The following is a 25,352-nucleotide window of genomic DNA, read 5'->3' on the forward strand; positions in this document are numbered from 1 at the left end:
CATCGCGAGGGCCCTTGGGTGGGGCTGGGGTCAGGACAGGTCGCGTAGGGCGGTTTCGATGGCCCGGTGGAAGGTCGGGTACGCGTAGATCATGTGCCGGAGCTGACTCAGCGGCACCGCCGCGTGCACCGCCACCACCAGCGCGGACAGCACTTCGCCGCCGGCCGGGCCGGCCGAGGTCGCGCCGATCAGCACGCCCTGGTCGGCGTCCGCCACGAGCTTGATGAAACCGTCGTCGCCGACCCGGTGGATCCAGCCGCGGGTCGAGCTGGCGAGTTTGGTGAAACCCACCTGCACGTTGATGCCGCGTTCGCGGGCCTGCTGCTCGGTCAGCCCGACCGCGCCGATCTCGGGATCGGTGAAGGTCACCCGGGGCAGCGCGCGGTAGTCGGCTCGCGGGACAGTGCCGGCCGATCCGCTCGATCCGCTGGCGGCCAGCGAGCTGGACGCGCCCATCGCTCCGCCGACCACGCTGGAGGTGCCGCTCGCGTCCGCCCCCGCCTTCGCCTGCCGAGCGCGGGCCAGGACGTCGGCGATCACGATCCCCGCCTGGTACATGGCGATGTGCGTGAAGGCGCCCTCGCCGGTGATGTCGCCGACCGCCCAGACGTGGTCGGTGACGTGCAGACGGTCGTCGACCGGAAGGTAACGCTGGCTGGCGTCCAGGCCGATCGTGTCCAGGCCCAGCTCGGCGAGGTGAGCCTTGCGCCCGGTCACCACCAGCAGCCGGTCGGCGGTGAACTCCGCGCCGCCGTCACCGCGCAGTGTGAACCTGGCCCCGTCGTGTTCAACCCGTTCGGCGCGTACCCCGGTGTGGATCTCCACGCCGTCGGCGCGCAGCGCCGTGGCGGCGACCTCGGACGCCTCGGGTTCCTCGATGGCCAGCACCCGGTCGAGCGCCTCGACCACTGTGACCCGGACCCCGAAGCGGGCGAAGACCTGCGCCAACTCCAGGCCGATCGCGCCGCCACCCAGCACGAGCAGCGACTCCGGCAGCTCCTCGACCTCGATCGCCTGGTGGTTGGTCCAGAACGGCGTGTCGGCGAGGCCGTCGATCGGCGGTACCGACGGACGGGTGCCGGTGCCCAGCACCACCCCGTGTCGGGCCTCGAACACCTGGTCACCGACGCGGACCCGGCGCGGGCCGTCGAGCCGGCCGCTGCCCCGCACGAGTCGGCCACCCTTGCCGACGAACCGCTCGGCAGCGACCGTGTCGTCCCAGGTGTCGGTGGCTTCCTCGCGGATCCGCTTGGCCACCGGCGTCCAGTCCGGTTGGACCTGCGCCGTCCCGGCGAGCCCGTCGACCCGGCGAGCCTCGGCGAGAGCGTTGGCCGCTCTGATCATCATCTTGCTCGGGATGCAGCCCCAGTACGGGCACTCCCCGCCGACGAGATCCCGTTCGACGCCGACGACGTTCAGGCCGGCCTCGGCAAGTCGCTCAGCCACCTCCTCGCCGCCAACCCCGAGCCCGACCACGACCACATCCACCAGCTCCGGCTCCGCCACACCGAACAGCATCCCTCAGCGACACCACCCCAACCACCGGGGTCGGCGGAAAAGTCGGCACGCGCACCGGCCCGGACGCTTACCGTGGCCGGATGCACGCACGCTTCGCTCCGGTCCGGGACTGCTTCCACGACCTGCTCACCTCCGGCCGGGAAACCGGCGCAGCCCTGACCATCTGGTACGACGGGCAGCCGGTCGTCGACCTGGTCGGCGGCTCCCGGACCGGTGACGGGCCGGGCGGTGAGCCGTGGGGGCCGGACACGCTGGTCAACGTCTACTCGGTCGGCAAGCCGGTGGCCGCGCTCTGCCTGCTGATGCTCGTCGACCGGGACAAGGTCGATCTCGACGCGCCGGTGGACCGGTACTGGCCGGAGTTCCGCACTTCCGCCACCGTGCGTCAGGTGTTGTCGCACACCGCCGGGCTTCCCGCTTTCCCGGTGCCCCGGCCGGCCACCGCGGTCGCCGACTGGGCGCTGCTCACCGGCGACCTGGCCGCCGCCGACCCCGAGTGGTCGCCGGGCTCGGTCGCCGGGGAACACGCCTGGACGTACGGGCATCTGGTGGGCGAGCTGGTCCGCCGCGTCGACGGACGGTCGGTGGGTCGGTTCCTGGCCGAAGAGATCGCCGACCGGTGGCAGCTCGACCTCGGCTTTGGGTTGACCGAGGCGGACCAGTTGCGCTGCGCAGACCTGCGCTACGGCGACCCGCAGTGGCCGAGTCGGAAGCTCGGCGAGCCGGGCTCGCTGCGGGCGCGCGCGATGGGCAACCCGGCCGGCGGGCTGGACCTGGCCGTGCTGAACAGCCCACTGTGGCGGGGCGCCGAGATGCCCGCCGTCAACCTGCACGCCACCGCGTCCAGCCTGGCCCGGCTCTACGCCGGTCTGCTGGCCGGTGGTGTCCTGGACGGCGTCCGGCTGGTCAGCCCGGACCTGGTCGCGGAGGCGACCGGGGTCCAGTACGACGGGCCCGACCTGGTGCTGGACCGCCCGGTCCAGTGGACGCTGGGCATGCAACGGGAGCCGGATGGCAGCTGGGGCATGGGCGGCATCGGCGGCAGCAGCGCGTGGGCCGACCCCGAGCGCGGCTACGCCTTCGCGTACGCCACGGCGCACCTCGCCGAGCACGACCGGGTGGACGAGCTGGTCGAGGCGTTGCACTCGGTGCTCTGATCAGCGCAGCCAGACGGGGTCGGTGCCCGGTACCGAGAGGGGCGGCGGGTAGTTGAGCGTCTGGCGCAGGGCCTCGGGCAGCCGCCACGGTTGGTGGATGGCCTTGCCCTGCACTGTCGCCAGCTCCGGAACCCACCGGCGCACGTAGTCGCCGGCCGGGTCGTACCGTTCGGCCTGCCGGACCGGGTTGAACCCCCGGTAGGGCTTCGTGTCGTTGCCGGTGCCGGCGACCCACTGCCAGTTGCCGGAGTTGTTCGCCACGTCCCCGTCGAGCAGCCAGCGGAAGAACACCGCCACCCCGGACCGCCAGTCCTGCCCGAGGTGCTTGGTCAGGTAGCCGGCGGTGATCAGCCGGGCCCGGTTGTGCATCCAGCCCTGTGCCAGCATCTGCCGCATTCCGGCGTCGACGATCGGCGTCCCGGTGCGCCCCTCGGTCCAGGCCGCCAACGCGTCGTCGTCGTAGCGCCACTGCTCGGTGGCACCCCGCCGGTACGCCGCTGTCGAGATCTCCGGGAAGGCGGCGGTGACCTGGTAGTAGAAGTCCCGCCAGCAGAGCTGCCGGACGAACGGGCCGGGTCGGTCGCCGGCGCGGTTCGCCACCGCCAGCGGCGACACGCAGCCGAAGCGCAGGTACGGGCTGAGCCGGGAGGTGTCGTCGCCGGCCATGTCGTCGTGCTGATCGCCGTACCGGGTCAGGTCGGGCAGCCAGTCGGCGAGCCGCGCCTGGGCGATCCGCTCGCCGCCGATGGCCGCTTCCGGCGAGTCACCGGGCGGCAGCGCCGGTAGCCGGCCCACACTCACCCCGTCGGGCAGCGCGATCCGGCGCGGCGCGGCCAACTCCTCGCGCCACCGGTTGGCGGCCCAGGCCCGGTGGTACGGGCTGAACACCCGGTAGTGGTCGCCGCCGCCACCGGGCCGCAACGCGCCCGGCTCGACCACTGTCAACCCGGGAAACAGTCGCAGGTGCAACCGGTGCCGCTCGCACTCGGCGCGTAGTCGCCGCTCCCGGCGGCCGGCGTAGTGGCTGACGTCGGCCGAGAGCGCGACGGCGGCTGCCCCGACCTCGTCGGCCAGCCGGATCGTCTCGGCCACCGGGTCGCCGTGCCGGACCACCAGGTCGCCACCACGCTCACGGAGTTGGTCGCGCAGGTCGGCGAGGGCCTGGTGCAGGAAGCGGGTGCGGTTGGCGGAGAGGTCGGCCAGCGCCGGGTCGAGCACGTACAGCGGCACCACCTGGTCGAAGGCCGCACAGGTGGTGGCCAGCGCCGGGTGGTCGTGCACCCGCAGGTCGCGGGTGAGGAGCACGATCGCCGTGCTCGCGGTCACCGGCTCTCCGGCTCGATCGTCGGCCCGGGGATGACGACCGGCGTACCGGTCGAGCTGAGCAGTGCCCGCGCGGCCACCGCCATCCGTCGCCGCTGCGGCACCACGGCCCGCCGGACGAAGACGTCGTAGTCCTGCGCGGCCACCTCGTCGAGGATGCCGCCGTAGAGGGCGTACGCGGTGCGCATGCACGCCTGCGAGGCGGGCGCCAGCATGGTGATGCCCGGCGCGGCTGCGGCGTAGTGGGCCTGGGCGCGGGTCACCTCGTACTCGATCAACTCGCGGATCCGAGGGGTGACGCGGCCCCGGGCGCGGGCCTCGGCCAACTCCTCGCGGGTGACCCCGAACTTCGTCATGTCCTCGTCCGGCAGATAGGTGCGGCCCCGGTCGAGGTCCTCGGCGACGTCCCGGATGAAGTTGGTGAGCTGAAAGGCGAAGCCGAGCTGCCGGGCCGGCTCCCGGGCCGCCGCCGGGTCGGAGCTGCCCAGGATCGGCAGCATCATCGTGCCGATGACCGCCGCCGAGCCCTCCATGTAGTCGAGCAGGTGGTCGTAGGTCGGGTACGCGGTGACGGTCAGGTCCATCGCCATGCTCTTCAGAAACGACGCAAAGTCGTCCCGGTCCAGATCGAAGACGGCGATGGTGTGCAGCACGGCCGGCAACAGTGGGTCGTCGACCGGCGCGCCGTGCAGACCGGCCACGAACTGGCTGGCCCAGCGGTCCAGCAGGGCAGCTCGCTCGGCCGGCGGCAGGTCCTCGGTGCGGTCGACGATCTCGTCCGCGTACCGCGTGAACCCGTAGAGGGCGTGCACATGTCGTCGTTTCCAAGCGGGGAGCAGGCGGGTGGCGAGATAGTAGGTGCGGCCGTGGCGTTTGTGCAGCTCACGACATTGGTCATAGGCAGCGGTGAGATCGGTTTCCACCGGCCCTCCTCCATTTATCGACGCACCAATCGACGCAACTCGTAGCCTAGGGTACGCTCAGCCGCATGGCCAACGACGCAGTTACGGGCAACGTGACCCGCGTGGCGCCGACAGGGCCGGGTGACGGGGACGATCCGGTCCGCGCCGTTCTGGCCGCGTACACCCACGAATTGGTCACGGCGGTTGACCAGACCCTGTCCACTTTCCTCACCGACGAGGTCGAAACCCTCAACGACATCGACCCATCGATGGGCGCCTTCGCCGCCACCGCGCGGGAAATCGTCCTCACCGGCGGCAAGCGGATCCGGTCCACGTTCGCCTACTGGGGGTGGCGCGGGGCCGTCGGAGGCACCGCGGCGCTGCCACCCGTGCTGCCCGCGCTGGCCGCGCTGGAACTGCTGCACACCTTCGCGCTGGTGCACGACGACGTGATGGACGCGTCCACCACCCGCCGCGGCCGGCCCACCGCGCACGTCGCGCTCGCCGAACAGCACGTCGCCGCCGGTTACCGAGGTGATCCCGGCCGGTTCGGTGAGGCCGTCGCCGTGCTCATCGGCGACCTCTGCATGGTCTGGGCCGACCAACTGCTGGCCCACGCCTCGGTGCCGTCGACGCGCCTCTTCGAGGTGCGCCGCTGTTACGACCAGATGCGGGTCGAGACGGTCGCCGGGCAGTATCTGGACGTGCTCGGCGAGAACGACCCGGCCAGCTGGTCGGTCGACCGGGCACTACGGGTGGCCCGCTACAAGACCGCCAGCTACACCGTCCAGCGACCGCTGCTCTTCGGTGCCTGCCTGGCCGGGGTGCCCGCCGACGACCCACTGGTCTCCGCATACACCCGCTATGGCCTGGCTGTCGGCGAAGCGTTCCAGCTCCGCGACGACCTGCTCGGCGTCTACGGCGACCCGGCGGCCACCGGCAAGCCGGCCGGGGACGACCTCCGCACCGGCAAGCCGACCACGCTGCTCATGCTGGCCCGTGAGCTGGCCACGCCGGCCCAGCTCGCGGCGTTGGAGCGGGCCTCCGACGGATCGGTCGACACGCTCGCCGAGCTGGTCGTCGAGACCGGCGCGGTGACCCGGGTGGAGCAGATGATCGCCGAGCGGGTCAGCGACGCGCTGGCCGCGCTCGACGCCGCACCCGTGGACCAGACGGCGCGGACCGGGTTGACCGGTCTGGCCACCGCCGCTGCCAACCGGCGGGCCTGATGAGCGACTTGAGCAAGGAGGTGGTCACGTGCGGACGGTGACAGGACGGACGGACCGGGTGGTGGTCGTCGGGGCCGGGCTGGGCGGGCTCGCCTGCGCACTGCACCTGGCCGGCAGCGGTCGACAGGTGACGGTGCTGGAGCGCGAGCCGGTGCCCGGCGGGCGAGCCGGACGCCTCGGCGTGGACGGCTACGAGTTCGACACCGGCCCGACCGTGCTCACCATGCCCGACCTGATCGCCGAGGCGCTCGGCGCGGTCGGCGAGGAGCTGCACGACTGGCTGGACCTCACCCCGCTCGACCCCGCCTACCGGGCGTACTACCCGGACGGCTCGACCCTCGACGTGCTCACCGACACCACCCGGATGGCGGCCGAGATCTCCCGGGTCTGCGGTCCCCGGGAGGCCGACGGCTACCTGCGGTTCGTCGAGTACGCGCGAGAGCTGTGGCGGTTGGAGCGCACCGACTTCATCGAGCGCAACCTGGACGCGCCGACCGACCTGATCACCGGCAACCTACTCAAGCTGCTCAGCGGCGGGGCCTTCCGGCGCCTCCAGACGAAGATCAACCAGTTCTTCCGGGACCCGCGTACCCAGCGGATCTTCTCCTTCCAGGCGATGTACGCCGGCCTCGCGCCACACGACGCGCTGGCCATCTACGCGGTCATCGCGTACCTCGACTCGGTCGCCGGGGTCTACTTCCCGCGCGGCGGCATCCACGCGGTCTCCAGGGCGATGGCCGGCGCGGCCGAGAAGCACGGCGTGCAGATCCGGTACGACACCACGGTGACCCGGGTGGAGACCGTGAACGGCCGTGCCACCGGCGTGCTCACCGCCGACGGCGACCTGGTGCCGGCGGACGTGGTGGTGCTCAACCCCGACCTGCCGGTCGCCTACCGGGACCTGCTCCCCGCCGCGCCGCAGCGCCGGCTCACCTACTCGCCGTCCTGCGTCGTTCTGCACGTCGGCTCCCGACAGGCCTATGCGAAGATCGCCCATCACAACATCCATTTCGGACGCGCGTGGAAGGGCACCTTCGATGAGGTCATCCGACGGGGTGAGCTGATGACCGATCCGTCGCTGCTGGTGACCAACCCGAGCCGGACCGACCCCGCGGTGGCCCCGCCGGACCGACACACCTACTACGTGCTCGCCCCGGTGCCCAACCTGCACCGGGCGCCCTTCGAGTGGCGCGGCGACCTGACCCAGCGCTACACCGACCAGCTGATCGGCACCCTGGAGGAGCGCGGCTACGTCGGCTTCGGCGCCGGGGTTGAGGTGCTCCAGGCGATCACCCCCGCCGAGTGGGAGGAGCAGGGGATGGCCGCCGGCACCCCGTTCGCGGCCGCGCACACCCTCTTCCAGACCGGGCCGTTCCGCCCGTCCAACCTGCACCGCGACCTGTCGAACGTGGTCTTCGTCGGGTCCGGGACCCAACCCGGCGTCGGCGTACCGATGGTGCTCATCTCCGGCAAGCTCGCCGCCGGCCGGATCACCGGGGAAGGCCGATGAGCAGTCGTGAGAAGCACCTCGTCGAGCTCGTCGACGAGACCGGAAAGGCCCACGGCGAGACGACCGTCGCGGCGGCGCACCAACCACCGGGGCAGCTGCACCGGGCCTTCTCTGTGTTGCTGGTGGACCCGGACGGCCAGGTGCTGCTCCAGCGCCGGGCCGCCGTCAAGACCCGGTTCCCGCTGCGCTGGGCCAACTCCTGCTGCGGCCACCCCCAGCCTGGAGAGTCGCTCGCCGAGGCGGCCAACCGACGGCTGAGCGAGGAGTTGGGCGCGGGCCCGGTCGAGCTGACCGAGGTCGGCATCTACGTCTACTACGCCGAGGACCCGGCGACCGGTCGAATCGAGTTCGAGTACGACCACGTACTGCGAGGCGAGTTCCTGCCCGGCGCTCCGCTACTGCCCGACCCGGACGAGGTGGCCGAGCTGCGGTGGGCCGACCCCGCCGCGCTGGAGGCCGAGTTGAAGCGCGACCCCCGGTCGTACGCGCCCTGGCTGGGCGGGGTGGTGAACCGGCTGCTACGCCCCGCGGAGTCCCGGTCGGGCGCAACCGGCCCGGCCATGACGCCGCCCGGATCGTTGGCGGATGACACGGCGGAGCGGTCGGGTGGTCGATGAGGCGCTGAGCGCGGGCGCTGTCGCACGTCGGTTGGGGGTCGCGGTGACGACCCTCCGCACCTGGCACCAGCGCTACGGGCTCGGGCCCAGCGAACACATCCCCGGTCACCACCGCCGGTACACACCCAGCGATCTGGCCCGTCTCGAGATCATGCGACGGCTCACCGCCGAGGGGGTGAGCCCCGCCGAGGCGGCCCGCTGGGCCCGCCAGGCACCGGAGCCGATGCCCAACGGCAGCGGCACCGTCGCCCCCGCCCGGATCCACCCGACCGGCCGTGACGGTGGGGGCTCCATCCCGGTCGGTCGTGCCGGCCCAGCGGCCCGTGGCTTGGCCCGGGCCGCCATACGACTGGACGCGGCGGCGATCAGCGAGACGATCGCGCACGCCCTGGCCGCCAGCGGGGTCGTCGCCACCTGGGAGGGTCTGCTGCGCCCGGTGCTCGCCGGCATCGGCGAACGGCACGCCGCCACCGCCGGCCTGATCGAGGTGGAACACCTGATGTCCCGCTGCGTCTCGGAGGCGCTCGCGGCGGCCAGTCGGGCCAACGTGCCCACCGGGCCCGCCCGGATCCTGCTCTCCTGCGCCGACGAGGAACAGCACACCCTGCCGCTGGAGGCGTTGGCCGCGGCGCTCGCGGAGGCCGGGGTCAGCTACCGGATGCTCGGCGCCCGGGTGCCGGTGGCCGCTCTCGTCGAGGCGGTCAACCGGACCGGACCGGCCGCCGTGGTGCTCTGGTCGCACACCCGGGCCACCGCCGACCCGACCCAACTCAGCGCGCTGCTCGCCGCGCCCCGACGCCCGTTGCTGGTACTCGCCGCCGGCCCCGGCTGGCGAGCCGACACGCTGCCCGCCGGGGTGGTGCGGCCGGTCGACCTGGCCGAGGCGGTCTCGCTCTCCGCCGCCGTCCGCGACTCCCTGGGCCAGTCGAAGCGTGATTGAACGCACTGTCGCCGGATCGCGGCGTGAACTACCGTCGGGCGGGTCCGCCTACCCCGACCCTCCGGGAGCGAGCAGATGCAAGCCCGCGCCATCATGGCGTCCGTCCTCGCCGTGGCGCTGGTCCTTTCCGGCTGTGCGCAGCCGGAGCGCACCATCGCACCCGCCGGCGCTCCACGGCCGGTGGAATCGACCACGCCGCCCACCCCGACACCGCACCCCAGTGTCACCAAACCGGCCAAGCCGCCACTGCGCCCGCTGCCGGCCAAGCTCCCCTCCGGTCTGGGACGCAACACCGGGGTACGCCCGGTGGCCCTGACGTTCGACGACGGGCCCAGCCCGGCCTGGACACCCAAGGTGCTCGACCAGCTGAAGGCTGCCAAGGTGACGGCGACCTTCTGCGTCGTCGGTCGCGAGGTGCAGCGTCACCCGGAGTTGGTCCGGCGGATCGTCCGGGAGGGACACCAGCTCTGCAACCACAGCTGGCGTCACGACCTCGATCTTGCCCGTCGACCTGTCGGCGAGATCCGGGCCGACCTGGACCGCACCAACAAGGCCATCCACAAGGCCGCTCCCGGGGCGAAGGTGTCGTTCTACCGGCAGCCCGGCGGCCGGTGGACGTCGGAGGTGCTCGGGGTGGCCAAGGACCTCGGCATGCGTCCGCTGCACTGGTCCGTCGACCCGCAGGACTGGGACAAGCCGACCGCAGCCACTATCGGCAAGCGAGTCCACGCCGCCACGCGGCCCGGTGGGATCGTGCTTCTGCACGACGGGGGCGGTAATCGGTCCGCGACACTCGCCGCATGCCCGAAGTTGATCGCCGACCTGAAGAAGCGCTTCGGCATCACCCGACTCCGCTAGAACCGCTCTGACCTGCGGTTATGACCCGTCCCAAGCCCTTGCCGATACCGATTTTGTCGACCGACGGAGCATCACGTATGCTTTCGAAGCCTCCGGCGGGGCCGGATGGGAGCAAGTCCGCTTGAAGTTGCGAATGTGCAATGATGGCGGGGCCGCCCTCATCGTCTAGCGGCCCAGGACGCCGCCCTTTCAAGGCGGTAGCACGGGTTCGAATCCCGTTGGGGGCACGACCGGCGCAAGCCGGAGCAAGGTAAGGCCGGCGCAAGCCGGAGCAACACAAGCTAGGTCCTGTGGAGCAGTTGGAGTGCTCGCCGCCCTGTCAAGGCGGAGGTCGCGGGTTCAAGTCCCGTCAGGACCGCAGCGCCGACGCCGCGCCCCGCGCGGCGTTCTGCGTATCGGAGCAGGTCGCCTTGCCGCCGGTTCGTCCGGTTGCCGGGTAACATGAGCCGAGCGACACGGCCAGGTAGCTCAGTTGGTACGAGCGTCCGACTGAAAATCGGAAGGTCGGCGGTTCGACCCCGCCCCTGGCCACATAGCCTTTCGCCGGGCTACAGAGGTCCCCACCAGCGGAAACGCAGGTGGGGATCTTGCTTTGGCGGTCGCTTTCGACCCGGCCAGCCTGCGTGATCAACACGACTTTCTTGAAGTCGCGGTGTCCCAGCAGGCGCGATACCGCGACTTCAAGGAAACCGAGTCGATCATGCCCGGGGTCGCCTCCGCATCGGGGCAGCACGCCGGACGTGACGCACGACCGCGCGGCGGACGCGACGCACGACCGCGGCGTCAGTGGTCGCGGCGACCTTGCGGGCGATGCTGGGCCACACTGCCCTGGATTGCCTCCCACACGCTACGTCCGGCCTCTCGCAGCGTCTCCCCCGCCTGCTCGGCGAACTGGGCTGCGCTCTGCGCCGCGGTCTGCGCAGCGCCCGGCAGACCACCGCCGCCATCCCCGGACGGGCTCGGACCGGACGCAGCCGACTGGCCGGACTTGTTGCCGGTCTCCCCGGCCGCCGGCCCCGCCGATCCCTCGGGGCGCTGCTGATCCCGGCCCGCCGCCGAGCGCTCTCCGTCACCCGAGCCTTCGGGCCGCTCTCCAGCGGCGTGACGTGACCCCTCGGGCCGCCGGCCTTCCGGGCGGTTGCCACCTGGCGCGCCGCCCTCCGGCTCACGGCCCTCCGGCCGCCGTCCATCTGGCTGCCGTCCCTGAGGATGCTGGCCCTGCGCATGCGGCCCCTCAGGACGCTGGCCCTGAGGATGCTGACCCTGCCCGTGCGGATCCTCCGGACGCCGACCCTGCGGCTGCTGGCCCCGCGGCTGCTGGCCCTCCGGATGCTGGCCCTGCGTATGCGCCTGATCGGCCGGCCCTGGGCCGCCGGCTCGCGGCCCAGGGCCGCCGGCACCCGGTCCCGAGCCGACCGGCCCCGCCCCGGACCCACCCGCATCCGACCCACCCGCATCCGGCCGATCAGAACCCAGACGACCAGGGCCGAGCTGATCGGGACCCGGCCGGCCAGAACCCGATGGCCGACCCGGACCCGGCCGGTCGGAACCCAGTCGGTCGCGGTCGGCCACCGGGCTGGCAGCGCCGACCTGCTGGCCCGGCTCGTCGCGTACGTCGTCCGAGCGTCGACTCGACGCCTTGATCTCCGCTGCGCCCGCGGCCAACTGCTGGGCGCTGCGGTTCACGTCGTCGACGGCGGTGCCGGCCGTGCGCGCGAGCGCCTCGATGATGTGTGGGTTGTGGTCGAGCGTGTCGAGCGCGCGGCCCAGGATTCTGGTCAGCTGCTCCAGCCGCACCCGCAGCTGCGCCTCGGCGTTGACCCCGTCGATGTTCAACTCGCCGCCGTTGAGGTGCACCCGTACGCCGGCGTCGACCTGGAGCAGGTTGGCCACCCGGGCCCGCAGCGACAAATCGGCCTCGAGACCGTCGACCGCCAGTCGGATGGAGTCGACGGAGATCTTCGGAATGTCGAGCAGGACGTCCGGGTTCGCGCTGTCGACGTTCCGGTCCGGCTCCCGCTGCTGCCCGCTCTCGCTCATGCTCTCCCGCCCACCTGCACACCGGCCCGGTCGTCCGAGCCGTTGGGCGCGGTTACCCGCTTTCCGGCGGGCCATCCCGTCCGTGACGACTCGACGACCGTCTGTCTGGAACCGGGCACCGCGTGAAGCTGCACACCGAGGCATCAGCCGGTATGGTCCGGGCCTATGGGACAGGAATTGACTGATCCGGCCGACATCCGGCAGGACGCCGGCCAGTTCTCTCTCCGGTGCAGCCTTCTCGTCCCGGGCTCCGCCGAGCACGCGTTCACGGTCTTCACCGACGAGCTGACCGACTGGTGGGTCACCGAATACACCTGGTCCGGCCCGGACGCGCTGGCCGAGCTGGGCATGGAGCCTCGGGGCGGCGGCATGCTCTACGAGATCGGCCCGTACGGTTTTCGCGCCGACTGGGGCCGTGTGCTCACCTGGGATCCGCCTCGCCGGCTGGTCTTCGTCTGGCAGATCGGCCCCGACCGGGCGCCGGTGCCGGACCCGGCCCGCGCGAGCGAGGTCGAGGTGCTGTTCCAAGCCGAGGGACCGGAGCGCACCCGGGTCGAGCTGGAGCACCGGCACTTCGACCGGCACGGCGAGGCTGCCGAGGGTTACCGCAAGGCGCTCACGGCCGGTTGGCACGAGCTGCTCACCCGCTACGTCGCCACGGTGTCGCGCCACCGCCCCAGCACGACGGCCTGACGACCCACCGGGTCACCGGCCGAGCCGCCGACCGGCAGCGGCGCCGCCGAGGTCCCGACCGCCAAGGTTCGCGCGTTGGCCGGCCTCCGCCCCCGAACCGAAGCCGGTGCCGCCCAACCGACGTGGCGGTGCGGTGCGCAGCCGTGGGTACTCCTCAATGAGCCGGCGCTGCACCCGGTCGGACCGGTCGGCCAGCACCAGCGCCACCGACGGGGTGCCCGACTCGCTGGCCGCCGCCGACTCCGCCGCCCAGAGTCGACCTCCGACCACCTCCGCGAAGCCGGCCAGCCAGGAGCGGCGGAAGGCGGCGGGGTGGTCGTCCGCGGGCACCTCGGTGGCGGCCAGGCCGTGCGCCGCCTGCACGAGCAGTGAGGTGAAGAGCAGGTCGACCCGTTCCAGGTCACTGGCGAAGCCGAAGAGGTGCAGGGCGAAGCCGTTGTCCTGCCGACGGCGTACGCAGCGGCAGCGCAGCGGCTCGGCCACCGCGGCGAGCAGGCCGACCTTGTCGCGGGCGTACGGGGCGACGACGTCCAGCACTCGATCGCCGACCGGGTCGGTGGTCGGGTCCCGGGCGGCGAGCAGCGCCCTGTCGACGCCGTAGCGGGCGATCAGCTCGGTCGCCTTGGCGGTGAACGCGGCGGACTCGGCCGGCGTGCAGGCCGGGTCCTCGGCCTGGGCCAGCAGCTTGCGCACCTTGCTGAGCATGGCCTCGGACATGCCTACAGAGCTACCACACGGACCGGACATCGTCGGGGCCACGGGGAAATCAATCGATACGTATCATCGTCACGGTCAGATGATCAGTCCTATACGGACGGTCAGTTAACTGTCTCCGGAGGGACGAACGAATGCCATCCCCGACCGCTCGCCTGCTCGCCGTCGCCACGGCCACCGCACTACTCTCCGCCGGCACACCAGCGCGGGCGGAGCCGACATCACCGACCACACCGGTCAGTTCCGGGCCGAACGCGTTCGCCCCGCTCGCCACCTGTTACGGCGGGGCGGTCCGGTCGTACTTCGAGACCGGCCGCTACGGCGGCTCCGCCGGCCAGTACCGCACCACGACGCGCTGTCGCGACATCAACGTCCGCAACGCGAGCGTGTACGCCACCGAAGCGTGCGTGATCTTCGTCGACAAGACGAGCGCCTGTAACTACTGGACCTACCTGCCGGCCAACTCGGGCTGGATCACGGTGGCGACCAACGTCAAGGACGGCGTCAACTTCCGGGTCCGCTTCGAGAACCTGCGGTACGAGTACGAACCGCTGATCGCGTACCACGCGTTCTGACCGACCCGCACGGTCGCGGCGTCCGCCCCCCGACGGACGCCGCGACCCGGCGGCGCGTCACCCGGCGCGGCTGCGCAGGGTGGCGATCGTCGAGCCGGCGAGTGTGAGCAGGCAGTCGGGGAGCAGCCCGTCGGCGGCCGCCGCGCCGAACAGCGCCTCCCCGGTCGGCTCGTCCCGATTCGCGTACGCACTGACGAAGCGGGCCACCCAGCGGGTGTCGTACCCGGCCTGATCGATTCCCGGAAAGTCGAGCGCCGCCCCGCTGGCCGTCGGCGCGTCACCGAGCATGGTCGCGGCCAGGCACCACGCGACGCCGTACGCGCCGTCCAGGCCGGCCCGGTCGACGACCGCGTCGAACGCTCCCACCACCGCGTCTCCATCGCCGGTGAGCGCCGAACGGAGCACGGCGGCCGCGTCATCGAACGTCTGCTGTGGTAGGTCGGTCACGCAGCGCACAGTAGGACGGGTGGTCAAGCCTCCCCGCAACCGTCACTGTCCGTGTTCAATGCGAGCTACCTGCGCATTACGCCACCTCCACGGTCCCGCCGCCGGCCTCGGCACGCTAATGTGCGCAGCGGACCTTCGCCGGAGGAAGGACGACCATGTTCGAATCACGCCGCTCGTGGGTAGCCACACTGGCTGCCTGCGCGACGATCCTGCTCGCCACAAGCGCTTGCGGGGATGACAAGCCCGAGGAGGCAAGCGCCCAACAGGTGCGCCTCTACGGCACGGACGGCAACATGCTCAACTCCTATCCCGCGGAGTTGAAGGAACGGGCGAGTCTCGTCGACGGGATGAAGGGCACCACGCCACTCACCCCGCTGCCAGACGACTTCAAGGGCCGACTGCGAGCCGTCAATCCGGCGCTGACGGACTACCTCTACTCCGCCGAGACGTACGACGCGGTGGTGATCGCCGTACTCGCCGCCCAGTTGGCCGGCAACACCAACCCCGCCGACATCGCGAAGCAGATCGTCGGTGTGACAAACGACGGGCAGCGCTGCGAGGACCCCGCCAGCTGTCTCGCGCTGGCCCGCAACGGGCAGGACATCGAGTACCGCAGCGTGTCGCTGACCCGGGCCGGCTTCACCGACAAGGGTGAGCCGGCCACCGCGAGCTACGCCACGCTGACCTTCGACGGGCAGCAGATCAACGACGGCAAGACCGAGTTCGTCGGCGCGGGCATCGAGTCGGCGGCGAGCACCAAGACGCCACCGAAGCCGAAGAAGCAGCGCCCCGGTTCGAACTCCGACCAGGAACCGCTGATCCTCGGCGGTCTGCTGCCGAAGACCGGTGACCTCGCGATCGCCTACCCGCCGATGGCCGCCGGCGCGGCGCTGGCGATCAGGGAGATCAACGCCGCTGGCGGCGCGCTGGGCAAGCCGGTGACGTGGCTGGACGGCGACGACGGCACCAGCCCGACGGTGGCCAAGGCGACGGTGGCCAAGCATGTCACCGACGGCGTCAGCGTGATCATCGGCGCCGGCGGTTCGGGCATCTCCCGAGAGGTACTGCCGGACGTGGTGCAGGCCGGGAAGATTCTCTTCTCCCCGTCCAACACCGACAGCAGCCTGACCGACGTGGAGGACAAGGGCCTCTACTTCCGCACCGCCCCGCCGGACAGTCTCCAGGGCCGAGCGCTGGCCGACGTGATCCTCCGCGACGGGTCACAGAAGATCGTCATCGTCGCCCGCAAGGACTCCTACGGTGAGGGCCTTCAGGGCACGGTCCGCGACGAGCTGGAGAAGGCCGGTATCGCCAACGACCGGCTCAAGCTGATGACGTACGAGCCGCCGGCCGACGCGAAGGCACCGCCGGTCGACTTCAGCGGCGGCGCGAAGGAGATCAAGGCGTTCGGCGCGGACGCCGTACTGATCATCGGTTTCGGTGAGTCCGCCCAGGTGATCCGCGGCCTGGCCGACGCCGGGGTGCAGATCCGGCAATAAGCAGGACCCGAGGCCCACGACGGCCGCACCGGCTTCCCGCCGGTGCGGCCGTTTCTGGTACGCGGGATCAGCGCGGCCGGCGGCGTTCCAGGAACTCGGTCATCCGGCGGTGCTTCTCGTCGTCCTCGAAGAGCACCGCCTGGCTGACCAGGTCGAGATGCGGGTGCGCGGCGGCGGGCGCGTCCACCGCCAGCTTGGTCAGCCGCACCGCCAACGGTGAGCCCAGGGCGATCTCGTCCAGCAACGCGTGCGCCACCGTCAGCAGCTCGCCGGGCTCGTCCACCACCCGGTTCACCAGGCCGATCCGCAGCGCCTCGGTGGCGTCCACCCGCCGGCCGGTGAAGAGTAGCTCCTTGGCCCGGCCCTCGCCGATCAACGCGGGCAGTCGGTGGGTCGCGCCGGCGCCGGCCAGGATGCCCAACCGCACCTCCGGCTGACCGAAGACCGCCCGCGCCGTGCACACCCGCAGATCGCAGGCGTACGCCAGCTCCGCGCCACCGCCCAACGCCGGGCCGTCGACGGCCGCCACGGTCGGCATCGGCAGCGCCCGGATGCGGGCGAAGGCGGCCGAGTTGATCGCGGCGAGGGCGTCCGTGCGACCCCGTTCGCGCAGCTGGCCGATGTCGGCGCCACCGGCGAAGATGCCCGACGCGCCGCCGGTGAGCAGCAGCAGGCGCGGGCGCGCCTCCAACTCGGCGCAGACCTGGTGCAGCTCGGCGATCAGGTCAGCGTCGATGGCGTTGCGCTTCTCCGGCCGGTCCAGGGTGACCACCAGCCGGTCCGGCCGCTCCTCGATCCGCAACCCGCTCACTGCTTGACACCGCCTTCCCAGCGGTAGAAGCCCTGCCCGGATTTCTTACCCAGCCGCCCCGCGGCCACCATCTCCACCAGCAGCGGGGGCGGCGCGAAGCGGTCCCCGTACGCGGCCTGGAGGGTGCGGGCGATGTCCAGCCGCACGTCGAGGCCGACCAGGTCGGTGAGTTCCAACGGCCCGATCGGGTGCCGGTAGCCGAGCACCATGGCCTTGTCGATGTCCGCCGGGCTGGCCACCTCGTCGGCGACCATCCGGATCGCCTCCAGCCCGAGGGTGACCCCGAGCCGTGAGGTGGCGAAGCCGGGCATGTCGCGTACGACGACGGGGTCCTTGCCGAGCCGGCCGGCGAGCGCGACGGCGGCGGCGGTGGTCTCCTCGGCGGTGGCCGGGCCGACCACGATCTCCAGCAGCGCCATCGCCCAGACCGGGTTGAAGAAGTGCAGGCCGAGGAAGCGCTCGGGCGCGTCCAGCTCGGCGGCCAGCGCCCCGATGGCGATGCTGGAGGTGTTGCTGCCCAGCAGTGCCGGGCGCAGCGCGACGGCGTCCCGGAGCACCGCACGCTTCTCCTCGAGGCGCTCCGGCACCGCCTCCACGATCACCTGGGGGGCGGGCGCGACCTCGGCGAGGGTCGGGCGCAGCGTCACCCGCTGCCGGTTCGTGGCGGCTTCGTCGGCGCTCAGCTTCCCGCGCTGCACCGCCCGCTCCCACAGCTCGGCGAGCCGGTTCAGGGCGGCCGCACCCCGCTCGGGGTCCACCTCGACCAACTCGACGGCGTGCCCGGCACCGGCCGCCACGTACGCGATGCCAAGCCCCATCGTGCCGGCACCGACGACCACGAAACGATCGCTCATCACGCCTCCCTGTCCCGCCCGCCGACGCGCGGGGTCCCCGCTGCACCGGCCCGGGTGTCCCGCCCGCTCCGCTCGCTCATGGTGCGACAGTAGACAGCGCGACGGCCCGGCCCATGCTTGGGGGACAGCCGGATCGGGTAATGACGGCCCGTCAACCGAGGGAAGGACCGCATCGACATGAGCCAGGCACCGGAGAGCGTCACCGACGGGGAGATCGTGGAGACCCGAGGCGACGAGCGGGTCGAACTGCTGCGCGCCGACACCAACAACGACGGCAAGACCGACGTGTGGGTGGTGGACACCGACGGCGACGGCAAGGCGGACCTGTTCCAGTTCGACACCGACGGTGACGGCAAGGTGGACATCACCATGGTCGACATCGACGAGGACGGCCAACCGGACGAGGTGGTCGACGGCGACGGCGGCCTTCCGCCCGAGCAGCTCCCCCCGACCGTCCAGGTCTGAGACGTACGACGGCCCCCGCTCTCCGCCGGGCGGAGAGCGGGGGCCGTCCTGCTCAGTCGCCGAGGCGCAGGGTGGCCAGGTAGTAGGGGGCGTCGCGGTCGTCCACATCGGTGAGCCGCCAACCGGTGCCGTGGATCAGGCTGGCGAACTCGTCCGCCGAGCAGACCAGGTAGTCGAACCATTCGGTGCTCAACTCGCGGTAGCGCAGCCTCAGCCGTAGCTGGCCACCGAGCCGGCCGCGCCGACGGTTGCGTTCGTGGTAGCCGGTGTGCAGCGGGTCGCGGGTGCCGTACGGGTCGGTGCCCTGCGCGATGATCTGCGCCCCCGGTCGGGCCAGCGCGGCGAGCGCGGCCAGCAACTCGGGAGCGCGCTCCCGCCCCTCGAACAGCCCGAGGTTGTTGCCGAGCAGCAGGAACGTGTCGTACCGCGACCCGTCGGCGACGTGCGTGTCGACGGTGCCGTGCACCAGCCGCCGGACGCCGCGACGCCGGCTCACCTCCAGCGCGCCCGCGGAGGTGTCCAGCCCGGTGACCGGTACGCCGCGCTCCTGGAGCAGCAGCGCGATCCGGCCGGCTCCGGTGCCGATGTCCAGCGTCTCGCCGTGCGCCCGGTCCACCGCGCGGTGGTCGTACGGCTGCCACTCCGCCGGCCCGTCCAGGTAGTGCGCGGACGGGGCGCCGTTGATCAGACCGTCGTCCCGTTCGATGATCTCGATGACCGGTCGCGGCAGTCGACCACCGACCAGGGGTCGGGGGCCTACCCCGGTGGCCACGGCGAGCGTGTCTCGCAGCAGTTCGCCGATCACGTCACCGATTAGAGGCTCAACCGTCACGACGTTCACGCTATCCGGCCACTCAGTGGCCCGCGCCGGCCGTATCCTGGCGGCGTGACCATGCTGGACCGGCTGTCGGCCGAGAAATACATCCTGCTCACGACCTTCCGCAAGGACGGTCGGGCGGTGCCGACCCCGGTCTGGGCGGTACGCGACGGGGAGGCGTTGGCGGTCTGGACGCGGGCCGACTCGGGCAAGGTGAAGCGGATCCGCCGCAACGGCGAGGTGACCGTCGCACCGTGCGACGTGCGGGGTCGACCACACGGGGCGGAGGTGCAAGCTCACGCGACGATCTACGGGAGCGGTGACACCGGTCGGGTCCGCGACCTGCTCAAGCACAAGTACCGCCTGATCGGTCGACTGAGCCTGCTGGGCAGCCGGTTGCGTCGTGGCGAGGGCGGCACGGTCGGCATCCGGGTGACGTTGGCCGAGCGACGGCGCTGACCCGCGGCCGGGCATATGAAAGGGGCGGCGGATCGAGATCCACCGCCCCTGACGAAGAACTGTTGCCTGCTCAGTCGCCCTGCCGCTGCTGCGGGATCTGGCCCTGCAGCAGCGCCCTGACCTCCGACTCACGGTACCGACGGTGGCCACCCAGGGTGCGGATGGCACTGAGCTTGCCAGCCTTGGCCCATCGGGTCACCGTCTTCGGGTCGACCCGGAACATCGACGCCACCTCGGCCGGCGTGAGTAGCGGCTCTGGTTCGTGCGTTCGCGATGCCATCGGTCACTCCTCCACATGTATAGACATCGGCCGGGGTCCCGCCGGCCGACGCGTCTCCCATGGTCCGGCTAGTCCCCGATGTCCGACATGGGCCGAACGGATGAAGGTCCCTAGACGGACGGATGAACCATGCCCGATTTTTACGACTTTTACATGGCAGAAAGTACCTTATTCGGACTCATGATCACGGTTCGTGATGCGTCAACTACGAGCACAACTCACCTTGGGAGCGCTCCTAGGGTGATATGCCCTAGTTGCACCGCTCCAACAGCTGCACCGCGCGCCACCGCGCGACCAACTTGTCGTAGGCGGCCGACGCCTCCTCGGCCTCACCGCGCGACAGCCCCGCGAGGCCGCCGGCAACCAGCTCGGGCGAGTCGTCCGCGGCGAGCGTCTCGTCGGAGAGCAGGTCGACCAGACCGCCGTAGTCCAGCTCGACCACGGCCCGCGGATGGAACTCCTCCAGCCAGCGGGCCGCCTCCTCCACCGCCTCGGTGATCGGCGCCTCGCCCACCGACTTGCGCAGCACCGACAGCGCCCGCGACGAGCGGCGTCGAGCCTTGGAGATCTCGGTGCGGTAGCGCAACGCCCGCCGGCCCGGCTGGGTGACCAGGTCCCGCTCCGCCGGGTCGAAGAGCACGAACCACCGCAGGGGTACGCCCCAGGTGGCGATCTGCTCGTGCACCCGGGGCACCCCGTGCTCCAGCACCCGGGCGCCACTGCGCCAGTCGTCCACCACCGCCCTGGCCTGCCCGGCGAGCACCGGCGGCACGAAGGCGTCGGCGAGCACCGAGGGCACCCCGTCCCGGGCGCTGAGCGCCGCCTCAGCGACCCGGATGCGCAGGTTCCACGGGCAGACCAGCAGGCCGTCGTCCGTCTCCAGGACGTACGCCTCCTCCGGCAGGTCCGGCAGCCGGGTCCAGCCAGCACCCAGCGCCTCGATCACCGCCGTCCGCTGCCGACCGGGCCCCTCGACCGGGGCTATCGCGCGCCCCTCCGAGACATAGCGGCGCCAGTAGCTCTGCCGGTCTCGATCGAAGGCGGCCAGCGGTTCGTACACGCGCAGGTAAGAAGCGAAGAGCGACGGCACCGCGCGATCCTCCCACGAACCACGCCCGTACGCGGTCAGCGGCCGGAGCACGCGCGCCGCACCGTGGGACGGCGGCGGCGCGTCGAGCGCCCGTCCGGCGGCCGATACTAGGCTCGATCACACCGGCAGCATCCCCGCCGGGTCCACCAGGTCCGCGTCCCACAAGGACGCACACCACAGTAGGAGCCAACCATGGGCGTTTTCGCGAGCACCGACGACCCGATATCGACCGGTCACGAACAGGTCGTGTTCTGCCAGGACAAGCAGAGCGGCCTGAAGGCGATCATCGGGATCTACTCCACCGCGCTGGGCCCGGCGCTCGGCGGCACCCGCTTCTACCCGTACGCGAGCGAGGACGACGCCCTCGCCGACGTGCTGGACCTGTCCCGTGGGATGGCGTACAAGAACGCGCTCGCCGGGCTGGACCTGGGCGGCGGCAAGGCCGTCATCTGGGGCGACCCGGAGCAGATCAAGAGCGAGGCGCTGCTGCGCGCGTACGGCCGCTTCGTGGAGTCGCTGGGCGGCCGCTACTACACCGCCTGTGACGTCGGCACGTACGTCGCGGACATGGACGTCGTGGCCCGGGAGACCCGCTACGTGACCGGGCGCAGCGTGGAGCACGGCGGCGCCGGGGACTCGTCGATCCTCACCGCCTGGGGTGTCTTCCAGGGCATGCGGGCCGCGGCCGAGCACGTCTGGGGCACCCCGAGCCTGCGCGGCCGGCGGATCGGCGTGGCCGGGCTGGGCAAGGTCGGCAAGTACCTCACCGGGCACCTGCTGGAGGATGGCGCCGAGGTGGTCGCCACCGACGTCAACCCGAAGGCGCTGGCGTGGGTGCGCAGCAACCACCCGCAGGTCACCCTCGTCGACGACGCCAGCGCGCTGGTCGCCGCGGACATCGACGTGTACGCGCCGTGCGCGCTGGGCGGCGCCCTGAACGACGACACCGTGCCGGCGTTGCGCGCCAAGGTGGTCACCGGGGCGGCGAACAATCAGCTCGCCCACCCGGGCATCGAGAAGCTGCTGGCCGACCGGGGCATCCTCTACACCCCGGACTACGTGGTCAACGCGGGCGGCGTGATCCAGGTGGCCGACGAGATCGAGGGCTTCAACTTCGACCGGGCGAAGCTGCGGGCGACCCGGATCTACGACACCACCCGCGAGATCCTGCACCTGGCCGACGCGGAGGGCGTGCCGCCGGCGGTGGCCGCCGACCGGCTGGCGGAGCGGCGGATGGCGGACGTCGGCCGGCTGCGCGCGATCCACCTGCGCTGAGCGTTTCCCGGAGGCGGATCGACGAGATCCGCCTCCGGGCCCCCGTGCCGGGCGTCGCTGGGTAAGCTGAGCCGGGGTCAAGTTTGATGCGGTTTGTCCGGTGTCACGGGTGCTAACCGTTCCGCTCCTTACCCGGTACACTGGGTGACGGCCGGATCGACGCGACGCGCAGAGCCGGCTGACGGTAACCCGAGGTGCCGAACGATGGCATCCCCATGTACCGTAAGAGCCACGAGAGATGCCTGACGTCATCGGGGCCCGCCTTCGGGCTGCCCCGCATTCTGTGCGAGGGGGTCGAGCCATGGGGCGCGGCCGTGCTAAGGCCAAGCAGACTAAGGTGGCGCGGGAGTTGAAGTACCACTCCCCGAACACCGACCTCACCGCTTTGCAGCGCGAACTGGCGGGTGCTGGTAAGTCTGAGCACCACTTCGACGACGACTCTAAAGAGTTCGTCGACGACGATGATGAGGATCACGCGGACGACGATCCGGATCCCTGGGTCCGTCCGACCCGCTGACCTCTCGACGCAGCTGAGCACGCGGTAACCCCCGCGTGCTCACGCGCGTCCCGTGCGGGTGCAGTCGCCGACGATCAGGGGCCTGGCCCGACCGGATCACTCCGGCCGCTCGACAGGCCCCTGACAACGGCTTCCTCAGCGCGGGCGATTGTTCCAGTTGTAGAACGTCGGGATGTTCTCGAAGTGGTTCCAGGCGCAGACCGCGCTGGAGCCCTCTCCGCCCGACACCTCCGAACGCAGCCGCCGCGCGTCCTCGGCCTCCTGGAGCAGTGCGACGAGCGCGGGAGCCGCGTCCCGCACCCGTTCGGTGACTCCGTCGTCCGCTTCGCGCTCAGGCCGCCGGTGACTGGTGGTCTCGGGCATGCTCCAACACTCCCTCCAATAGGCGGATCTTGCTGTTGCGGCAGTGCTCGGTCTCCGTACCGTCAAAACGCCCCAGTTCGAAGTAACGGTTGGCGGCATGGCCACCACCGCAGAAGCCGAAGTACGGGCAGGACGCCCGACACGCCTCCACCCCGGCCAGGAACTCCTTGACCCACGGCGTCGTCGCCGCGTTGCCGAGGATCTGCGCCAACGGGGTGGTCAGCACGTTGCCGCTGCTGAAGTCGCCGTAGCGGGGGTCGGTGAAGCCGGCCAGCTCCGGGGAGAGCACGATCACCGAGCCGTCGTGACCGATCGTCGGGATCGGGTCCAGGTGGCGGGGCAGCACCCCGTCCGCCGAGTTGTCGAGCACCGCGGCGGCGTAGCGCAACGACCACTCGATCTCGCGGAGGTGGATCCGCGGCTCCCGGCGCCACGCCCCGACCAACTCCGCCCAGAACGCGGACACCGCCGCCGGGTCGTGGCGGTTGTCGCGGGTGTTGACGCCCTCGGTCTCCTCGATGTTGATGCCCAGCACGTCGCAGCCCAGCTCGAGGAAGTAGTCGTACAACTCGGTGGCGAGCCCCGGTTCGGGCCGGGACACCACGGCCAGCGCGGAGAAGGGCAGACCGCGCCGGCGCAGCACCGAGATCCCGTGCAGGATCCGGTCGTACGCCGGCTGACCGCCCCGGTTGACCCGGTCGCCGTTGCGCGCCCGGGGCCCGTCGACGCTCACGCTCACCCGCATCTCGTGCCGGGCGAAAAAATCGCACCAGTCGTCGTCGATGAGGGTGGCGTTGGTCTGCACATGGTGCTCGACCTCTGGCCCGAACGGGGCGATGAGATCGGCCAGGTGCTCTCGACCGGCGGCCAGAGGCTCGCCGCCATGCCACACCACGGAGAACCGACCGTTCGCCGCCCAGGAATTGACCGCAGCCGCGACCGCCTCGGCCACCCCCACCGGCATCCGGCGGTCGGCGGCGCGAAACGGCAGATAGCAGTACGCGCAGTCGAGGTTGCAGAGGGTGCTGGGCTGCATCACGACGTACGACGGGACGGCGGCCAGACCGCGCATCCCGCTGAACGACTGTCCCCGAGCAGCCATCGCCCTCCTCCGCCTAGCCTGAGGGTGCCCTTCAGGCTAGGCGGCATTGGCCACTCGGGTGAAGCCCTGATCAGGTGCCCGTACGATCACCAGAAAGTGATCATCCTCGGGTGTGCTGACCGACCATCTGCACGTTGCCGGTGCCCTCGATGATCTCGCCGGCCTGCCACGCCTCGACGCCACGGCCGGTCAGGGTGGCCAGCGCCCGGTCGGCGTCCTCGGCCGAGACGATCGCGAACATGCCGACGCCCATGTTGAAGGTCGACTCCATGTCGTGGTCGTCGATCCGACCCTTCGTCTGGATCAGGTCGAAGATCGGCTGCGGCTTCCAGGTGGACCGGTTGACCACCGCGTCGACGTGCTCGGGCAGCACCCGGACCAGGTTGCCGGGGATGCCGCCACCGGTGATGTGGGACAACGCCCGCACCTCGGCCTCGGCGATCAGCTTGAGGCAGTCCTTGGCGTAGATCTTGGTCGGCGTGAGCAGCTCCTCGCCGAGGGTCCGCTGCCGACCGAAGTCGTCGATCACGATGTCCAGACGCATCCGGGCCGCGCCCAGCAGCACGTGCCGGACCAGCGAGTACCCGTTGGAGTGCAGGCCGGAGGAGCGCATGGCGATCACCACGTCGCCCACCTCGACCCGGTCGGGGCTCAGAATGTCGGCTTCCTCGACCACGCCCACGCCGGTCGCGGAGATGTCGTACTCGTCCGGACGCAGCACGCCGGGGTGCTCGGCAGTCTCCCCGCCCAGCAGCGCGCAGCCGGCGTAGCGGCAGCCGTCGGCGATGCCCGCGCCGATCTCGGCGACCTTGTCCGGCACGACCTCGCCGGTGGCGATGTAGTCGAGCAGGAACAGCGGCTCGGCGCCGCAGGCCACCAGGTCGTCGACGACCATGGCGACCAGGTCGATGCCGACCGTGTCATGAATGTCCATCTGCTGGGCGATCACCAGCTTGGTGCCCACCCCGTCGGTCGAGGACGCCAGGATCGGGCTCTTGTACTTCTTCGTGTCCAGCCGGAACAGGCCGGCGAAGCCACCGAGGTCACCGAGCACCTCGGGACGGCGGGTCTGCCGCACCTTCGACTTGAGCAGCTCCACCGCGCGGTCACCCGCGTCGATGGAGACACCGGCGTCGGCGTACGAGACCGAGCGTTTGCGCGCCTGGCGGCCAGCACCGCCCGTCCACGGCTGGCGGTCGCCGCCGGCGCCGGTCGGGCTGCTTCCTGCGCCGCTGCGCTCGGACACGTGCGTCACGGTTCTCCCCTTTGGTTCTCGGTGCCGCCGGCGGTAGCCGGG

At 71.4% G+C, this 25,352-nt stretch carries 27 protein-coding genes and 3 tRNA genes; 16 read left to right on the forward strand and 14 right to left on the reverse strand.

What is annotated here, in order from left to right; all coding sequences use genetic code 11:
* Positions 1 to 30 precede the first annotated feature (30 nt).
* On the reverse strand, positions 31 to 1,518 hold the full coding sequence (locus tag ACIA47_RS09330; RefSeq protein WP_396706786.1) for a dihydrolipoyl dehydrogenase family protein: 1,488 nt from the start codon (positions 1,516 to 1,518) through the stop codon (positions 31 to 33).
* A gap of 80 nt (positions 1,519 to 1,598) precedes the next feature.
* Here ACIA47_RS09330 and ACIA47_RS09335 point away from each other — a divergent pair, with 80 nt between their 5' ends.
* Positions 1,599 to 2,675, forward strand: a complete 1,077-nt coding sequence (locus tag ACIA47_RS09335; RefSeq protein WP_396706788.1) for a serine hydrolase domain-containing protein — start codon at positions 1,599 to 1,601, stop codon at positions 2,673 to 2,675.
* On the opposite strand, the gene ACIA47_RS09340 is transcribed toward ACIA47_RS09335, so the two are convergent.
* Entirely contained in the window at positions 2,676 to 4,001 is a 1,326-nt protein-coding gene (locus ACIA47_RS09340; protein ID WP_396706790.1) for a cryptochrome/photolyase family protein, read from the reverse strand. It lies immediately after the preceding gene.
* Entirely contained in the window at positions 3,998 to 4,921 is a 924-nt protein-coding gene (locus tag ACIA47_RS09345; RefSeq protein WP_203121971.1) for a phytoene/squalene synthase family protein, read from the reverse strand. Before ACIA47_RS09345 ends, ACIA47_RS09340 begins: the two co-directional genes overlap by 4 nt.
* 65 nt (positions 4,922 to 4,986) lie before the next feature.
* Between ACIA47_RS09345 and ACIA47_RS09350 the strand changes: the two genes are divergently transcribed.
* From ACIA47_RS09350 to ACIA47_RS09385, 8 genes are all read left to right on the forward strand, one after another.
* On the forward strand, positions 4,987 to 6,129 hold the full coding sequence (locus ACIA47_RS09350; protein ID WP_396706792.1) for a polyprenyl synthetase family protein: 1,143 nt from the start codon (positions 4,987 to 4,989) through the stop codon (positions 6,127 to 6,129).
* A 28-nt stretch (positions 6,130 to 6,157) separates the two neighbouring features.
* The gene (crtI, locus tag ACIA47_RS09355) at positions 6,158 to 7,639 is read left to right on the forward strand and encodes a phytoene desaturase family protein (protein WP_396706794.1); all 1,482 of its coding nucleotides are present in this window, start codon (positions 6,158 to 6,160) and stop codon (positions 7,637 to 7,639) included.
* The gene (idi, locus tag ACIA47_RS09360; RefSeq protein WP_203121973.1) at positions 7,636 to 8,256 is read left to right on the forward strand and encodes an isopentenyl-diphosphate Delta-isomerase; all 621 of its coding nucleotides are present in this window, start codon (positions 7,636 to 7,638) and stop codon (positions 8,254 to 8,256) included. Before crtI ends, idi begins: the two co-directional genes overlap by 4 nt.
* Positions 8,246 to 9,196, forward strand: coding sequence for a MerR family transcriptional regulator (locus ACIA47_RS09365; protein WP_203121977.1), 951 nt, complete (start codon positions 8,246 to 8,248; stop codon positions 9,194 to 9,196). The genes idi and ACIA47_RS09365 overlap by 11 nt, the downstream gene beginning before the upstream one ends.
* Before the next feature lie 75 nt (positions 9,197 to 9,271).
* Entirely contained in the window at positions 9,272 to 10,054 is a 783-nt protein-coding gene (locus tag ACIA47_RS09370; protein ID WP_203121975.1) for a polysaccharide deacetylase family protein, read from the forward strand.
* A 154-nt stretch (positions 10,055 to 10,208) separates the two neighbouring features.
* Positions 10,209 to 10,281, forward strand: a tRNA-Glu gene (locus tag ACIA47_RS09375).
* 57 nt (positions 10,282 to 10,338) lie between these two features.
* Positions 10,339 to 10,412: transfer RNA gene (locus ACIA47_RS09380), tRNA-Asp, on the forward strand.
* A 99-nt stretch (positions 10,413 to 10,511) separates the two neighbouring features.
* A tRNA-Phe gene (locus ACIA47_RS09385) sits at positions 10,512 to 10,585 on the forward strand.
* Positions 10,586 to 10,837: 252 nt separating this feature from the next.
* On the opposite strand, the gene ACIA47_RS09390 is transcribed toward ACIA47_RS09385, so the two are convergent.
* Positions 10,838 to 12,094: a hypothetical protein gene (locus ACIA47_RS09390; protein ID WP_396706797.1), complete on the reverse strand. Its 1,257-nt coding sequence runs from the start codon at positions 12,092 to 12,094 to the stop codon at positions 10,838 to 10,840.
* A 165-nt stretch (positions 12,095 to 12,259) separates the two neighbouring features.
* On the opposite strand from ACIA47_RS09390, the gene ACIA47_RS09395 reads away from it, so the two are divergent.
* Positions 12,260 to 12,787, forward strand: coding sequence for an SRPBCC family protein (locus ACIA47_RS09395; RefSeq protein WP_396706799.1), 528 nt, complete (start codon positions 12,260 to 12,262; stop codon positions 12,785 to 12,787).
* 12 nt (positions 12,788 to 12,799) lie between these two features.
* Here ACIA47_RS09395 and ACIA47_RS09400 read toward each other — a convergent pair whose 3' ends face one another.
* Positions 12,800 to 13,504 carry a DUF2786 domain-containing protein gene (locus ACIA47_RS09400; RefSeq protein WP_396706801.1) on the reverse strand — a complete coding sequence of 235 codons (705 nt, stop codon included), beginning with the start codon at positions 13,502 to 13,504 and terminating at the stop codon, positions 12,800 to 12,802.
* A 131-nt stretch (positions 13,505 to 13,635) separates the two neighbouring features.
* On the opposite strand from ACIA47_RS09400, the gene ACIA47_RS09405 reads away from it, so the two are divergent.
* The gene (locus tag ACIA47_RS09405) at positions 13,636 to 14,076 is read left to right on the forward strand and encodes a hypothetical protein (RefSeq protein ID WP_396706803.1); all 441 of its coding nucleotides are present in this window, start codon (positions 13,636 to 13,638) and stop codon (positions 14,074 to 14,076) included.
* Between the two features lie 57 nt (positions 14,077 to 14,133).
* Here the strand turns inward: ACIA47_RS09405 and ACIA47_RS09410 are convergent, their stop codons facing one another.
* Complete coding sequence (locus ACIA47_RS09410; RefSeq protein WP_396706805.1) at positions 14,134 to 14,523, reverse strand: hypothetical protein; 390 nt, start codon at positions 14,521 to 14,523, stop codon at positions 14,134 to 14,136.
* A 155-nt stretch (positions 14,524 to 14,678) separates the two neighbouring features.
* Here ACIA47_RS09410 and ACIA47_RS09415 point away from each other — a divergent pair, with 155 nt between their 5' ends.
* Positions 14,679 to 16,022 carry an ABC transporter substrate-binding protein gene (locus ACIA47_RS09415; RefSeq protein ID WP_396706807.1) on the forward strand — a complete coding sequence of 448 codons (1,344 nt, stop codon included), beginning with the start codon at positions 14,679 to 14,681 and terminating at the stop codon, positions 16,020 to 16,022.
* A 67-nt stretch (positions 16,023 to 16,089) separates the two neighbouring features.
* On the opposite strand, the gene ACIA47_RS09420 is transcribed toward ACIA47_RS09415, so the two are convergent.
* Together ACIA47_RS09420 and ACIA47_RS09425 are read right to left on the reverse strand one after the other, a co-directional pair.
* Positions 16,090 to 16,833 carry an enoyl-CoA hydratase/isomerase family protein gene (locus ACIA47_RS09420; protein ID WP_396706809.1) on the reverse strand — a complete coding sequence of 248 codons (744 nt, stop codon included), beginning with the start codon at positions 16,831 to 16,833 and terminating at the stop codon, positions 16,090 to 16,092.
* Positions 16,830 to 17,687, reverse strand: coding sequence for a 3-hydroxyacyl-CoA dehydrogenase family protein (locus ACIA47_RS09425; RefSeq protein ID WP_203123387.1), 858 nt, complete (start codon positions 17,685 to 17,687; stop codon positions 16,830 to 16,832). Before ACIA47_RS09425 ends, ACIA47_RS09420 begins: the two co-directional genes overlap by 4 nt.
* Before the next feature lie 177 nt (positions 17,688 to 17,864).
* On the opposite strand from ACIA47_RS09425, the gene ACIA47_RS09430 reads away from it, so the two are divergent.
* Positions 17,865 to 18,152, forward strand: coding sequence for a hypothetical protein (locus ACIA47_RS09430; protein WP_091396025.1), 288 nt, complete (start codon positions 17,865 to 17,867; stop codon positions 18,150 to 18,152).
* A 52-nt stretch (positions 18,153 to 18,204) separates the two neighbouring features.
* On the opposite strand, the gene ACIA47_RS09435 is transcribed toward ACIA47_RS09430, so the two are convergent.
* The gene (locus ACIA47_RS09435; protein WP_396706811.1) at positions 18,205 to 18,984 is read right to left on the reverse strand and encodes a class I SAM-dependent methyltransferase; all 780 of its coding nucleotides are present in this window, start codon (positions 18,982 to 18,984) and stop codon (positions 18,205 to 18,207) included.
* 54 nt (positions 18,985 to 19,038) lie between these two features.
* Here ACIA47_RS09435 and ACIA47_RS09440 point away from each other — a divergent pair, with 54 nt between their 5' ends.
* On the forward strand, positions 19,039 to 19,428 hold the full coding sequence (locus tag ACIA47_RS09440; RefSeq protein WP_396706813.1) for a PPOX class F420-dependent oxidoreductase: 390 nt from the start codon (positions 19,039 to 19,041) through the stop codon (positions 19,426 to 19,428).
* 70 nt (positions 19,429 to 19,498) lie between these two features.
* Here the strand turns inward: ACIA47_RS09440 and ACIA47_RS09445 are convergent, their stop codons facing one another.
* Together ACIA47_RS09445 and ACIA47_RS09450 are read right to left on the reverse strand one after the other, a co-directional pair.
* Complete coding sequence (locus ACIA47_RS09445) at positions 19,499 to 19,708, reverse strand: BldC family transcriptional regulator (RefSeq protein ID WP_007073996.1); 210 nt, start codon at positions 19,706 to 19,708, stop codon at positions 19,499 to 19,501.
* 250 nt (positions 19,709 to 19,958) lie between these two features.
* The gene (locus ACIA47_RS09450) at positions 19,959 to 20,798 is read right to left on the reverse strand and encodes a hypothetical protein (protein ID WP_396707341.1); all 840 of its coding nucleotides are present in this window, start codon (positions 20,796 to 20,798) and stop codon (positions 19,959 to 19,961) included.
* Positions 20,799 to 20,990: 192 nt separating this feature from the next.
* On the opposite strand from ACIA47_RS09450, the gene ACIA47_RS09455 reads away from it, so the two are divergent.
* On the forward strand, positions 20,991 to 22,073 hold the full coding sequence (locus ACIA47_RS09455; protein ID WP_203123394.1) for a Glu/Leu/Phe/Val dehydrogenase: 1,083 nt from the start codon (positions 20,991 to 20,993) through the stop codon (positions 22,071 to 22,073).
* A gap of 301 nt (positions 22,074 to 22,374) precedes the next feature.
* The gene (locus ACIA47_RS09460; protein ID WP_030332207.1) at positions 22,375 to 22,590 is read left to right on the forward strand and encodes a DUF3073 domain-containing protein; all 216 of its coding nucleotides are present in this window, start codon (positions 22,375 to 22,377) and stop codon (positions 22,588 to 22,590) included.
* A gap of 135 nt (positions 22,591 to 22,725) precedes the next feature.
* Here the strand turns inward: ACIA47_RS09460 and amcA are convergent, their stop codons facing one another.
* From amcA to purM, 3 genes are all read right to left on the reverse strand, one after another.
* Positions 22,726 to 22,953, reverse strand: a complete 228-nt coding sequence (gene amcA, locus ACIA47_RS09465) for a multiple cyclophane-containing RiPP AmcA (protein ID WP_124853502.1) — start codon at positions 22,951 to 22,953, stop codon at positions 22,726 to 22,728.
* Complete coding sequence (gene amcB / locus ACIA47_RS09470; RefSeq protein ID WP_396707343.1) at positions 22,922 to 24,025, reverse strand: cyclophane-forming radical SAM peptide maturase AmcB; 1,104 nt, start codon at positions 24,023 to 24,025, stop codon at positions 22,922 to 22,924. Before amcB ends, amcA begins: the two co-directional genes overlap by 32 nt.
* Before the next feature lie 130 nt (positions 24,026 to 24,155).
* Positions 24,156 to 25,310 carry a phosphoribosylformylglycinamidine cyclo-ligase gene (gene purM / locus ACIA47_RS09475; RefSeq protein WP_091396042.1) on the reverse strand — a complete coding sequence of 385 codons (1,155 nt, stop codon included), beginning with the start codon at positions 25,308 to 25,310 and terminating at the stop codon, positions 24,156 to 24,158.
* Between the last annotated feature and the right edge of the window lie 42 nt (positions 25,311 to 25,352).

Origin of the sequence: Micromonospora sp. NPDC051227, assembly GCF_044455385.1 — a bacterium.
Lineage (GTDB): Bacteria > Actinomycetota > Actinomycetes > Mycobacteriales > Micromonosporaceae > Micromonospora.